Source organism: Streptomyces sp. SP18BB07, from assembly GCF_036322545.1.
In the GTDB taxonomy this organism is placed as follows: domain Bacteria; phylum Actinomycetota; class Actinomycetes; order Streptomycetales; family Streptomycetaceae; genus Streptomyces; species Streptomyces deccanensis.
Genome location: NZ_JAQYWT010000296.1, coordinates 1 through 13,425, shown reverse-complemented (window position 1 = coordinate 13,425; position 13,425 = coordinate 1). Strand labels below are relative to the sequence as shown.

Genomic DNA, 13,425 nt, shown 5'->3' with positions numbered 1-13,425 from the left:
GGCAGCCGGTGCGTGCAGGCTCACGGCCCGCATGCCTGGCAAGCACCGCACCGAACCGATCGCCCCAGCCTGAACGCGCCCCTTCCCGCCACCGGCTTCCCGGCGGGGACGGGGCCGCCGCCAGCTGGGACCCGTGCTGCCGCGCGGGGCGGGCACCGCCTCGGCCGCAAGGCGCAGGCCGAACGGGTCGAGGTGCCTTCGGGCCTGGCGGTCGACGACGGGGGCCACCCGCTCGACGGTCACACAAGCGGCCCAGCCTTGGGCCTCCCCGGTGCGACAGGCTCCACGGCACTCGTGCGTCCGACCACACACGGTTACTCAAGGACGTGCTGAGCGGCGGAGTGGCCACGACCTGCGGTCGGGTTCGTAGTCTGTCTATACGAAGCGCGATGGCGTCATCCATGCCGCTTCGAGGCAGGAGACACCGCCGGGTCCGCGGCTCAGTCGAATGTGCCGGAGACATGACCTTTCCCCGTCGTCTCCGACAGCCATCACGACCGCCGGCGAACAGGGAGAACCATTGGACGAGGATATGCCCCCGCACGGCAGCTCGGCGGTCGAGGCCCTGGCGGCGCTGCTCGGCACCGTCGTCGCCATCAGGGCCGGCGGCGTATCCGGCGGACAGGCGCTGGCGCCTCTCGGCCGACGTGGGGCGCTCACCATCCCGCTCGCCACCCCGGTCGACCCCGGGCCCACCCGTGCGCGGATCGAACTGATCGCCGACGTCGTGCACGTCGTCATCCCAGCGGGCGGTCAGGGCATCGACATTCTCGTGCCCGAAGAGGAGATCTCCAGGAATGCCGGGACGATCACCATCGATGGCCATTGGCTCGACCGCGTCCGCATCGTATGGGCGACCATCCGCCTCGCTCCGCTGGCTGCCGCACAAGCTCCCGACTGGTCGGATCTCCTCACAGAACAAGCTGTCACGCGCTACCAGTCCGCACACCGGTACTCCCTCGCCCTCGAGCGCGCGATCGACCGCTGCATCCGGGAAAACGACATGGACGCCCTCTCACGGCAGCTCGCCACCGAGCCACTCGGTCGAAGCGCGGGGCGCCTGGCCAAAGGGAACGCACTGCGCGGGCTCCAGAACCTGGTCATCAGCCTCCTCACCGTCGCTACGCGCAGCGCCGTCGATGCGGGGACCAGCGTGCCGATGGCCTTCGGTATCAGCGATCACTTCATCCAGGAGATAGAACAGGTCAAGGAGTCGGGCGAGTTGGTGCCGCTCCTGCTGCGTGCGATCACCGCGCTCGCCGAATCCGTCGCCATGTCCCGTCAGCTCGGGCGGTCCACACTCGTACGCGCGGCTGAAGAATGGATCTTCGTCCACCTCGACGAGAACCTGCGGCCCTCCGCCATCGCCCTCGCACTCGACGTCAGTACCGACTACCTCGCCGCGCAGTTCCGACGGGAGACAGGGATGTCCATCGACACATACGTCCAACGCCGGAAGGTCGAGCAGGCCCGAACCATGCTCACCCACACCACGCTGCCCGTCCCGGAGATCTGTGCGCAGCTCAACTTCTACGACCAAAGCCACTTCAGCAAGGTGTTCCGCAGACACACAGCCGAGACTCCGCGGCAGTACCGCATGCGCACCAGGTCCCGCAGCGCCCCCGGCGAACGGGCCGGAACATGAAGCGTCCCCCTCCCCATACCCCCCAGAAGGCCGGCACAGGGCCCTAACCGTTCGGACGGGTCGGCGAGCACCGTGCCCCTGTCGCGGGTGCTAAGGGCCGACGCACTGCCCATGCGCGACCGTGGGCTCATGTCGCCACAGAGGCCACATCCGCTCTGGTCGCCCTTCTGCGCAACCCGCGGTCCAAGACCATCCGCTGCCAACCCCTTGCGCTGCGGAGACGACACAGTTAGTTTACGCGCACCGCACTTAAACGTATAAGCGATTCGTGTAAGTCAGCGTGGCCAGCCCGGATGGAGGCGACGAAGTTGGACATCATGCCGACCGGTCCGGTCATCCGGTCATCGACATCGAGATGGGCGCCGCACACCACATGTGGGGCGGGGCAGTCCTCCGGGCGAACGTCCGCCGCTCACGCACCGACGAGCCGAACCGTCGCGTACCGCACAACCGTGCGGACGTACTGTCGCTCGTCAGTGATCCGCTCGACGAGCCACTGACCGTGGGCCACCTGACCTCACACCGCACGCGTCCACCGACGCTCCGGCCGCCGGTTCATTGTGCGACTGTGGGGCGTCTGCCCCGGCGACGGTCGGTCGATCACGATGACTGGCGGCATCATCCGGGCGAGTCCCCCACGACCACGAAATTCCGCCGCCTCGTACCAGCCTCACGGGCGGATCGGCACGGATGCCGGCTCAGCGGCCTTCCAGACCGCGATCCCACCTCTGGACACCGGCGAGCTCTCCCGAAACCCGGCTGACCAGCGGCCCGCCTTCCGGACCATCCACCTCGATGGCGCCCCTATCCACCCACATCACCGTTCCAGCCCTCCCCATCCCCCTCCCGACACGACGGAGACCCTCAATGAAGAGAAGAACCGCACTCCAGGCCTCGATCGGCGTGGTCACGGCCCTCGCACTCGCCGCGTGCGGCGGTGAAAACAGCGACGGCGAGAGCACCGGCAACGCCGGTCCGGCCACGGTGACCATTGCCCTGTCCTCGGCGCCCAACAGCCTGGACCCCGCCCAGATTGCTGTCGGCCCCTTCCTCAACTACGTGGATCCGGCCTATGCGTCCCTGCTGACCCGGAAGGCCGACGGCAACCTGGGGGCCGGACTGGCCGACAAGTGGGGCTACGTCGGCAAGGGGAACACCAAGTTCAAGCTCCGCCTCCGCAAGGGCGTGAAGTTCGCCGACGGCACACCGGTCACCGCAACCGATGTCGTCAACTCGATCAAGTACTTCCAGAAGGGCAGCGGACCCGGCGGCGCCTGGTTTCGACCCCTGAAGTTCTCCACGCCGGACAGCTCGACCGTGGTGATCACCAGCCCGACGCCCAACCCCGACATGGGGACGCTGTTCACGCCCGCATACCTGGGCGGCGCCATCATCAGCCCGGCGGGGCTGAAGGACCCGAAGAAGCTCGCCTCCGCGACCTTCGGCGCCGGGCCGTACGTGTACAGCGCCAAGCAGTCGGTCTCCGGCGATCACTACGTCTACGTTCCGAACAAGAACTTCTACGACAAGTCCGCCATCCACTTCAAGAAGATCACCGTCAAGGTGATGCCGAACGTCAACTCGCAGGTGCAGGCCCTGAAGTCCGGGCAGATCGACCTCATGTTCGGCACGCCTGACGTGGCGCCGACCGTCAAGGGCAACAAGGCGATCACCACGCTCCAGAAGCCCACCACCTGGGCGGGCCTGTTCCTCCTGGACCGCGACGGCACCGTCGTCAAGGGACTGGCCGATGTGCGTGTACGGCAGGCGCTGAACCACGCCATCGACCGCTCCGCGATCACGAAGGCGGTCTACGGCGACTACGGGACACCGGTCTCCCAGCCGACGATGCCCGGTTACGAGGGCTACAGCACCGAGGCCGAGAAGATGTACCCCTACGACCCGGCCAAGGCCAAGCAACTGCTGAAGGCGGCGGGATACAAGAAGCTGACCATCCCGGTGAACTACGGGTCGTTCGACCCCGTGACGACCAAGATGCTGCAGGCCGTGCAGGACCAGCTCGCCAAGGTGGGCGTGACGCTGAAGCTGAAGGCCGCCGCGAACTTCGGTGGCTGGATCAACGACCTGGTGTCGAGGAAGAACGCGGCAACCGTCCTCTCACCCGGCACGGGCGGTGACTCCAACTTCTACGCACAGCAGCCGGCGTTCACCAAGACGGGCATCATGAACGTCTTCGGTGTGGACGACCCGGACTTCAACGCCGCGTACGAGCAGCTCGCCGAGTCGGGCCCGCAGTCCAGGGTCACGGCGTCGAAGGACCTGACCGATGTGATCGTGCGGAAGGCGCTCGCGCTGCCGGTGTCCGGTACCGACACGATCGTCCTGTACAACAGCAAGCTGCGGGGTGTGCAGTTCCCCAAGGGCACCGGTCAGCTGATCTCGAACACTCTGTGGACCACTGGCTGACGAGGACCGATGTTTCCCCTCATTCTCCGCAGGCTGGCGCTGTCCATCCCGCTCCTGGTGGCCGTCTCGGCGATCACCTCGCTCCTGGAGTCGTTCGTGCCGGGGGACCCGGCACGAACGATCCTGGGAATCAACGCGAGCGAGGAGCAGTACGACGCGCTGAGGGCCGCGCTCCATCTCGACAAACCGTTCGCCGAGCAGTACTGGCTGTACCTGCGCGACGTCCTGCACGGCGACTTCGGCATCTCGCTCTTCAGCGGCGAGTCCGTGCTGACGGTGATCGGGCAACGCCTGCCGGTCACGCTGACCCTGGTGATCGGGGCCACCGTGCTGTCGACCCTGGTCGGCGTTCTGCTCGGCGTGTACAGCGCGACGCGTGGCCCGGTCACCCGTCGAGTGACCGACGTGATGTCCCTGATGGGCAGCGCCCTGCCCAACTTCTGGGTCGCGCTGATGCTCGTCTCCCTTTTCGCCGTCAAGTTCCCGATCTTCCCGGCCACCGGGTACACCCCGTTCGCCCAGTCACCGGGACAGTGGGCGGCCGGCCTCGTGCTGCCTGTGGTCGCTCTCTCGATCGGGGGTGTCGCCCTGATCTCCAAGATGACCCGCGACGCGATGCTCTCCACCCTGGGCCTCGACTACATCAGAACACTGCGAGCGTCCGGCGTCGGTCCCGCATCCATCGTCTGGAAGCACGCCTTGCGCAGTTGCGGGATACCGGTGGCGACCGCGATCGGCATCACGATGATCTCGTACATCCCCGGCACGATTCTCGTCGAGAACATCTTCACCCTGCCCGGGCTGGGCACCACGGTCGTGGATGCGACCAACCAGCACGACCTGCCGGTAGTGCAGGGCCTCACCATCACCTTCACGGTCATGGTGATCCTGATCAACCTTCTCGTCGATGTTCTCTACAGCCTCCTGAACCCGAAGGTGCGTGTGGCATGACCACTGCAGATCCGCGCATGAGCGCGCCATCACGCAAGTGGACCAACCCCTTCGCCGGGATCTCGCGCCGGCCGCTCACCGCGGCAGCCCTCGCCGTGGTCCTGGCGGTCAGCGCCGCCGTGATCCTCGCTCCCCTTCTGGCACCGCACCCGCCGCTGGCGCAGGACCTGCTCCAGGCACGCGGCGGTCCGTCGGCAAGCCACCCGCTGGGCACCGACGACTTGGGGCGCGACGTGCTGAGCCGACTGCTCTACGGCGGGCGGCCGGCCCTGTTGGGGGTGGGTGTCGCCGTGAGCGTCTACATCGTCCTCGGCATGTCACTCGGCATCCTCGCCGGCTACCTGCGCGGCTGGACCGACCGGGTCATCGTGCCCGTGCTGGACGTCCTGCTCTCCGTTCCCGCAGTCATCCTCATGCTCGCCGTCCTGGCGATCTTCAGCCAGAGCAACGTCGCCGCCATGTTCACACTCGGCGTCCTCTCCTCGGCGAGCCTCGCACGGATCATCCGCGGCTCGTGCATCGCGCTGCGGGAGGAACTGTTCGTGGACGCAGCCAAAGTGTCCGGGCTCAGCTCCGTACGGATCATGGGACGGCACATCTTCCCCGGCCTGGTGGGATTGCTGCTGGTCCAGGTGTGCCTCTTCTCGGGCATCGCCCTCATGGTGCAGACCGGCCTCGGGTTCCTCGGTCTGGCCACCCCGCCGCCGGCTCCCAGCTGGGGCGGCATGGTCGGAGAGGCCGCGCAGGTCATGGAGCAGAACCCTTACCTGCTGCTCGTCACCGGCGGACTGATCGGCCTCATGTCCATCTCCTTCGGGCTGCTCGGCGACGGGCTGCGCGACCTCGACCAGGACCGGAGGCGAGGGAACAGCGGCGGTCGGCCGCGGCGACCGGTTCCCGTGGCGGTCACCAAGGACACCACCGAACCGCCGTCGGACACAGCTCCGGACACGGGCGTGCTCGCCGTGCGCGACTACTCCATCGCCTTCGACACCGCGCAGGGGCCGCGTACCGTCGTCGACTCCGTCAGCTTCACGGTGAACGCCGGTGAGATCTTCGGCCTGGTCGGTGAGTCCGGCAGTGGCAAGACAGTGACCGGCCTGTCACTGCTGGGGCTGCTCGCCCCAGCCGGCAGAGTGACGGGCGGCTCGGCCTGGCTGGCCGGGAACCGGATCAGCGGTATGCCGGAGCGGGAGCTGCGGCGCATCCGGGGCCGCGAGATAGCCCTGGTGTCGCAGGAACCCATGGTGGCACTCGACCCCTATTTCACCATCGGCTCCCAGTTGGGCGAGGTCATCCGCCGCACCGGCACCGTGTCGGGCGGGAAGGAAGCCGTGCGGCAACGGATTCGCGAGCTGCTGACCAGCGTCCAGCTCCGCGATCCGGACGATGTCGCACGCCGGCACCCGCACGAGCTGTCCGGCGGCATGCTCCAGCGGATCGCCATCGCCATGGCGCTGGCCGGGGCACCGACGGTACTGATCGCCGACGAACCCACCACGGCACTGGACGTCACGGTGCAGGCCGGCATCCTGGATCTCCTCCGGTCACTGCGCGACGAGCGCGGCATGGCCATCATCCTGATCACCCACGACCTGGGAGTCGTGGCCGACATCTGCGACCGCGCGATCGTGATGGAGAGGGGCCGGATCGTGGAAGACGGCTCGGTCGAGGACCTCTTCTACAGGCCCCAGCACTCGTACACGAAGAAACTCATCCAGAGCACACCCAGCATCGCACCTATCGAGGGGAGGGTCGCGTGACCGGCACACCCGTACTTCAGCTGGACGGCCTTGCGGTCCGCTACCCGTCCCGTGGCTTCCGCAAGCCTCCGACCACGGTCATCGAGGACGTGTCGTTCGACGTCGGTCCCGGCGAGACGGTCGCGCTCGTGGGCGAGTCCGGTTCGGGCAAGACCACCATCGGCAGGGCCGTCCTGGGCCTGACCCCGGTCAGCGGCGGGCGCGTACTGCTCGACGGGCGGGACATCACCCGTCTCACCGGCCGTGCCCGCCGCGCACTGTCCACCGACATGCAGGCGATCTTCCAGAATCCGTACGGGTCTCTCAACCCGGCGCTGCCCGTCGGCCGGACGCTGGCCGAGCCCCTGCTCGCCGATTCCACCCGCTCACGCCACGAAGTCCGCGCTCACATCGCCGACCTGCTCCGCCGCGTCGGCCTGCCCGAGGACGCTGCCGACCGGTACCCGGCCCAGTTCAGCGGAGGTCAGCGCCAGCGCATCGCCATCGCCAGGGCGGTGGCCCGGCAACCCAGGATCATCATCTGCGACGAACCGACCAGCGCCCTGGACGTCACCACCCAGGCCGCCGCCCTGGATCTCCTCTCCGAGCTCCAGAACACGCTCGGGTGTGCGTTCCTGTTCATCACCCACGACCTCGCGGTCGTCAAGGAGTTCGCGGCGCGCACCTTGGTGTTGCAGCACGGACGCATCGTCGAAGAGGGGCCCAGCGTCGACGTGTGCGACCGGCCGCAGCACGAGTACACCCGGCGACTTGTGGCGGCCGCGCCCGTCCCCGACCCGGTCCTGCAACGCAGCCGCCGTCAGCAGCGGATGGAGGTGGAAGCAACCGCTCGATGAGCCGGCCGGCCCAGACCGACGAGGCCGTTCAGAGGGACGGCCTCCGCCTCCCCCCGGCTCCCCAGCCGCACCTCTGTGCTGCACAGAGCCGGAGAGTCCCTCCAGCGATCCGCCGGGACAGCTCGGAGCCCGCGGCATGACGGCCGACGGCCCCGCATCGGCGTGATTCCGTGGCGGCGGAGTCCTCGCCACTCAGGCTCAGCAGCAGGACGGTACCGGTCCCGGTCGTCCGCCGCGCAGTCACGGTGCGTCGGCCAGAAGGACGGCGAGCCATCCGGCGACCTGCTCGCCGTCCACCCTCCACGAACCTGCAAGCGCCCGCCCCTGGCCAACAGCCTGGCCGGGCGACCGTTGACGTGAGCTTTCACTCTCCTCAGCAGGTGTTCCGAGGGCACTTCCTTCGCAGCGGACAAGGGTGCAGCCGCCGCACTCACACGTCAGGAAGTCAGCTCTCGCTCTCGTAGCGGTGCGCCATGCGCGTACCGCTACGTCCCGCGTCCTGGTGCCCTACCGGCACGCCACGCAACCCCGCTCAGGTCTGGACGCACGAGCACATACGGCGCTCACACCTCAGCACGGAAAGGATCATCGTGTCGAAGGCACAACTGCTCCGGAGCGCGGTTCTCATGGCTGCCGGAGCCATGCCGGTCCTGGCCATACCTCTGTTCGTCATGGGTGTGATGCCTCTGACGGCAGAGGCGCTCTACCTGGTGATCCCCCTGGCGCTGCTGACCGTGGCTCTCGTGCTGCACGGTTCGACGGAAGCGATGTGGGCGCTCAAGGGGCTGATCGCCGGAGTGGCAGGGGTGGCCGTCTATGACACGGTGAGGATACCCATGGTCGTGGCGGGCATCTGGCCGGACTTCATTCCGCGCCTCGGCGCGTGGGTGGTCGGCAGCGACGAAGACCAGCCGTTCGTCGGCTACCTGTGGCGCTACCTCGGTGACGGCGGCGGCATCGGGATGGCCTTCTTCGTCTTCTGCCGGGCGGTGGCGTCGTTCCGCCCCTCACTGATCACCGCTCGGCCCGCACTGCTGTCCGTCGGCTACGGTGTCTTCATCTGGTGCGGCCTCCTGGCCACGGTCGTCCTCCCACCCCATGGCTCCGACCTGCTCTTTGCCCTGACACCGGAGAGTTTCTGCCTCAGCCTCCTCGGACACCTCATCTACGGCACCGTGCTCGGCCTTTTCCTTTCGAGAGCGGTGACTGACGTGCTGCGGCCGGAAGTGACAGCAGCCTTCTGCGACATGGCCCCGGCGGGAAAGCACAAGAGCCCCTTCGCATCAGAGGCATGATCACCGGCTTCCCAAGGCCTCCGTGCACCGGTCAGGCGGATTCCCGGACACGGATCAGGAACTCGTCCTGGAGGGGCTCGGCAGGGATCTCCCTTCCGTTGAGCGTGTCAACGACGCGGCGGGCTACGCCCCGCGCGAGGGCGTCGGTGTCGCGGACGACCGTGGTGAGGGGCGGGACTGCCAGCGCCGCGGTGGAGATGTCGTCGACGCCGATCACGGCCAGGTCATGCGGAGCACGCAGTCCGAGGTGGCTCAGCCCGGCCAGCACAGCCAGGGCGACGTCGTCGTTGAAGGCGCAGACACCGGTCACCGACGGGTCGGCGGCAAGCCATGCCTTCACCGCTTCGGCGGCACCACGGGCATCGAGGGGCACCGTTCGGACATCCGGCTCCGGGAGGCCGAGTTCGGCGCATACCTTGCGGACGCCGTCCAGGCGCGGCTGGGCAAGGACGTCAAGGCCCGCCAGATCGGGGTAGGCATAGCCGAGCCGGCGGTGGGGTCCGGCGAGGTGTCGTGCTTGCAGTGCGCCGATCGGTTGCTCGGACACCAGAGGAGGCCGGGGCTCACCGTGTATCGACCCGTTCATCGCCATGACCACCTCGACACCTGCGGCTTGCATCGCCTCGGCTTCCAGGTCGGCGAACTCGTGCAGGGACAGCACCGCTGCGGGCGTCATGGCTTTCCAGATCTCCCGCAGGGGGCGCGCGGGACGAGCCGACGAGTGCACGACGAAGGTCAGTCCGTGCTCGGCGAAGGCGTTGGTCAGCTGCTGGATGAGTCGTCCGAGGACCTGTTCGATCGGCCAGTCCGGCAGCAGGCCGAGGACGATCTCCGAGCGTCCCATCCGCAGTGAGCGTGCCGCGGCCGAGGGCGCGTAGCCGAGCCGGGCCGCCGCTTCCCACACCCGCTGCCGCGTGGCCTCGGGGATCTTCTGATGGGGGACGTCGTTGAGGACGTAGCTCACCGTCGCGCGGGAGACTCCGGCCTCCCGCGCCACATCCGCGCTGGTCACCCGCCTGCCGCTGGACACCCCGGTCACCCGCCCGCCCTCGGTCGCACCTCTTGTCAAAGCCCACGGCCGCGGTTAGCTTACCTGCCGGACCACGCCACTGGCACGCGTAAGTGAAACGAGTACGCGGGTCTGTCACTGCATGCCCGTGCCCTGCGTGCACTCGGCCGGACGGATCGTGGCCAGGCCAGCACTCTTCGCATCTTCCTTCCCACCCTTCCCGGTGCTCGATGAGGAGGACCCATGTCCGAGCTGCAGGACACCGCGAGACGCTCGTGGAAGACGGCGGTGCTGGCGGGGATGGCCTCCTACCTGGATGCCGGAGCCCTCGTGACGTCGGGAATCGCGATCGGTGGATACTACGCCGGCCCACTGCAGCTCGGCGCCGGGACGATCGGATCTCTGCTGGGGCTGCAGACCCTGGCGTTCGCGGCCGGCGCGCTGTTCGGCGGTCGGCTGGGCGACCGGTACGGCCGTCGGAAGATCTTCACTCTCTCCCTGATGCTCTATTCCGTCGGCATCCTGCTGCTCCTTGCAGCGGCCGGTCCCGCTCTGCTGTACGCGGGTGTGGTCGCGACCGGTGTGGCCATCGGCGCGGACCTGCCCGTCTCGCTCGCCCTCGCCAACGAGGAGGCACCGGAGGGCAAGAAGGGCACCATGGTGGTGTTCTCGGGCATGCTCTGGCTCGCCGGCATTGTGGCAGTCCTCGCTCTGAGCTCCTTCATGGGCGTGCGGGGTATGGCAGGAGGCCGGATCCTCTTCGCTCACCTGCTGATCGTGGCCATCGTGGTGCTGCTGTTGCGCCTGACCCTCAGTGAGTCGGCCGAGTGGGCCGCGGCTCGACGCGCGGCCGACGCGCACACCGCCGACGGTCACCAGAGCATCGAGTTCACCCGCATCAGGCAGCTGTTCAGGGCCCCGGCCCTCTACGCCCTGCTCGCGACGGGGCTGTACTACGCCACCTGGAACCTCGGCGCGAACACGCTCGGCCAGTTCGGCACCTTCCTGTGGACCAACCTGGCCAAGGGGGAAGTCGAGCACTTCTCCCAGCTCAGCCTCCTCGGACTGCCCATCGGTTTCCTGGCCGGCCTGTTGTTCATGCGGGTGGTGGACACGCCCGCCCGGCACGCCTGGTTCGCCGCCGGCTCCGCCCTCCTCGTCACCGCCTGGGCCCTGCCCGCCCTGCTCGGCCCGACCAAGTTCACTCTGGTCGCCGTCATGCTCATCTCCGGCCTGGGTAATTCCTTCGCCGGCGAGTCCATCTACAAGGTGTGGTCCCAGGAACTGTTTCCCACCCTGCTGCGGGCCACCGCCCAAGGCGTGACCATGGCCTTCACCCGCGCCATCGCCGGCCTGGCCGCCCTGGCCACGCCCGCCCTGGCTCTCGGCCATGCCCGCCTGATGTTCGGCCTGCTGCTCGCGTTGATGCTGACCGCAGCCGTCATCGGCCTGGCCTGGGTGCCCCGCCTGTCCGAAGCCCCCCAGTCCGGACAACCCACCACGGCGAACAACCCCGTACTCCAGACCACCGGAAAGGCAACCGAGTGATACGCCGCTGGTGAGGCCAACGACATCGCGGCGGTCCGGTTGGACCTCTCGGGCACGGCGACAGTGGCGGCGACGTCTTCGGCCGTCCCCCGGAGGAGACCGCCTCGGGCGGCAGTCGGCAAGACCCGCGGCTGCCGCCCGAGGCGGGACCGCGGACCGGGGCCCCTCACGCATCGACCCATGCCCGGTGACCGTTCACACCCGATGACCATGGCTCCCCCGCCCTTCGACCCGGAACTCGCCGCGCGTCTCGACGCGATCCATGAGGTGCTGCCACCGACGATCACTCCGGAGATGATTCCGGCCGGACGGCTGACGAAACGGCGGCTTCTTCGCCCTTCCGACGAATGAGCAGCCGGCCTGTGACGGTCTCTTCGAGGTCGAGGAGCGGGCGGTGCCAAGGCTGCCCGGCGCGCCGGATGTCGCGCTGCTGATCTGTCGGCCCACCGGCGTGACCGATCCACGTCCCATCGTCTACGGCGTTCACGGCGGGAGCATGGCGACGGGTACCCACCGGTGGGGAGTCCGGGGGCGGGTGCGCCGTAGCCCGGTGGCTCCGGTCGGATCAGACGGTCAGGTAGCCGCCGTCGACCGGGAGGACCGCGCCGCTGACGTAGGAGGCGGCGGGCGAGCACAGGAAGGCGATCACCGACGCGATCTCCTGCGGCCGGCCGAACCGTCCGAGCGGTACGCGCGCGAGCACCGCCTGCGCGGCGTCGCGGTCGTCGAGTACGCCGCGGGCCAGCGGAGTAGCGACGAAGCCAGGTGCCACCGCGTTCACTCGGATGCCGTCCGCGGCGTACTCGGCCGCCAGGGACCGGGTCAGCTGCGAGATGGCGCCCTTACTGGCGCTGTAGGCCGGCCTGTCGCGGCTGCCGAAGAAACCGAACATCGACGAGACGGTGACGATGCAGCCGCCCCGGCGGGCGAGCAGCGGGCGTGCCGCCTGACACGAGACCATGGCCGAGGTGAGGTTGACCTCCAGCACCTGGTCCCACCATCTGAGGTCGTATTCGTCGCGGTCCCGGCTGACGCCGGCGCAGGCGACGAGGTGGTCGATGCGGTCGTACGCCTCGATCCGACCGACGAGGCCGTCCCGGTCCGTGACGTCCTGCTCCACGATGTCGACGCGCTCGTGGCCGGGCAGCTCGTCGGCATCGGCCGGCGGCAGTCCGAGGGCGTGCACCTGGGCTCCCAGTTCCGCGAGCAGGTCGGCGGTGGCAGCGCCGATACCGGAGGTGCCCCCGGTCACCAGGATGCACTGGCCGGCGAACGTGTCAGAGGCTAGTCCGGTGGTCATCTTCGAGGTTCCGTTCGGTGGGTGGGTGGGTGGGGGCTGGTGTCCGGGCGTGTTGCGGCTGCGCTGCCAGGACCTCACCTGGTTCACAGGTCTTTCGGCACGGCCCAATCCGTGGGGGACCGGGTCGTCGAAGACAATGATCGAGGTGAGGACCGGTGTCAGGTCCAGGTGGCGCTCCGCAAAGAGCCGGGTGAGTTCCGGGTAGGTGTCGCGGTAGCCGACGCGGCGGCGATCGACTGCTCGTTGCTGACCAGTGCGAAGGCGTCCAGGGATACCACGATCAGGTCGGTGGCGTTGAGGCCGGCCGCGTGTCCCGGGCCCGGCCTGGGACACATCGACAGCGACGATCCGCCGCACCCCGCGTTCCGCGGCGAGCAGGACGGTCAGCGGGCCGACCGGTCCCAGGTGTGCCCGGCGTGCCGTAGTGGGCGCCACCGGCGACGGTGAAACCCCGCCTCGCGACGTCGAGCCCCAGGCTGAGCGCAAGGCGTGACGTCACCGGAAGAGCGTGTTGACGTAGTCGGCGCCGATGCCGACCTTCTCGTAGTGCGTGCGGCACAGCTCGATGTAGTCGTGGACGTCGAAGTACCCGTCGGGCTCGCCGTTCTCGTCCAGCCAGATCAGCGGTCCCTTGACGATGAAGAACGCCTT

Annotated in this window: 10 protein-coding genes; 8 read left to right on the top strand and 2 right to left on the bottom strand. The window is 68.5% G+C overall.

Features of this window, described 5'->3' with window-relative positions; translation table 11 throughout:
- Window positions 1-520: 520 nt before the first annotated feature.
- From PUR53_RS17590 to PUR53_RS17565, 6 genes are all read left to right on the top strand, one after another.
- Entirely contained in the window at window positions 521-1,645 is a 1,125-nt protein-coding gene (locus PUR53_RS17590; RefSeq protein WP_329908831.1) for an AraC family transcriptional regulator, read from the top strand.
- Window positions 1,646-2,512: 867 nt separating this feature from the next.
- Entirely contained in the window at window positions 2,513-4,072 is a 1,560-nt protein-coding gene (locus tag PUR53_RS17585) for an ABC transporter substrate-binding protein (protein ID WP_329908830.1), read from the top strand.
- A 9-nt stretch (window positions 4,073-4,081) separates the two neighbouring features.
- Entirely contained in the window at window positions 4,082-5,023 is a 942-nt protein-coding gene (locus PUR53_RS17580) for an ABC transporter permease (RefSeq protein WP_329908829.1), read from the top strand.
- Window positions 5,020-6,786, top strand: a complete 1,767-nt coding sequence (locus PUR53_RS17575) for a dipeptide/oligopeptide/nickel ABC transporter permease/ATP-binding protein (RefSeq protein ID WP_329908828.1) — start codon at window positions 5,020-5,022, stop codon at window positions 6,784-6,786. The genes PUR53_RS17580 and PUR53_RS17575 overlap by 4 nt, the downstream gene beginning before the upstream one ends.
- Entirely contained in the window at window positions 6,783-7,622 is an 840-nt protein-coding gene (locus PUR53_RS17570) for an ABC transporter ATP-binding protein (protein WP_329908827.1), read from the top strand. The genes PUR53_RS17575 and PUR53_RS17570 overlap by 4 nt, the downstream gene beginning before the upstream one ends.
- 626 nt (window positions 7,623-8,248) lie before the next feature.
- Complete coding sequence (locus PUR53_RS17565) at window positions 8,249-8,917, top strand: hypothetical protein (RefSeq protein ID WP_329908826.1); 669 nt, start codon at window positions 8,249-8,251, stop codon at window positions 8,915-8,917.
- A 31-nt stretch (window positions 8,918-8,948) separates the two neighbouring features.
- Here the strand turns inward: PUR53_RS17565 and PUR53_RS17560 are convergent, their stop codons facing one another.
- Entirely contained in the window at window positions 8,949-9,947 is a 999-nt protein-coding gene (locus tag PUR53_RS17560; RefSeq protein ID WP_329908825.1) for a LacI family DNA-binding transcriptional regulator, read from the bottom strand.
- A gap of 222 nt (window positions 9,948-10,169) precedes the next feature.
- On the opposite strand from PUR53_RS17560, the gene PUR53_RS17555 reads away from it, so the two are divergent.
- Both PUR53_RS17555 and PUR53_RS17550 read left to right on the top strand, forming a co-directional pair.
- Window positions 10,170-11,474 carry an MFS transporter gene (locus tag PUR53_RS17555; RefSeq protein ID WP_329908824.1) on the top strand — a complete coding sequence of 435 codons (1,305 nt, stop codon included), beginning with the start codon at window positions 10,170-10,172 and terminating at the stop codon, window positions 11,472-11,474.
- A gap of 204 nt (window positions 11,475-11,678) precedes the next feature.
- Window positions 11,679-11,825, top strand: a complete 147-nt coding sequence (locus PUR53_RS17550) for a hypothetical protein (RefSeq protein ID WP_329908823.1) — start codon at window positions 11,679-11,681, stop codon at window positions 11,823-11,825.
- Between the two features lie 214 nt (window positions 11,826-12,039).
- Here PUR53_RS17550 and PUR53_RS17545 read toward each other — a convergent pair whose 3' ends face one another.
- Entirely contained in the window at window positions 12,040-12,774 is a 735-nt protein-coding gene (locus PUR53_RS17545) for an SDR family NAD(P)-dependent oxidoreductase (RefSeq protein WP_329908822.1), read from the bottom strand.
- Window positions 12,775-13,425 lie beyond the last annotated feature (651 nt).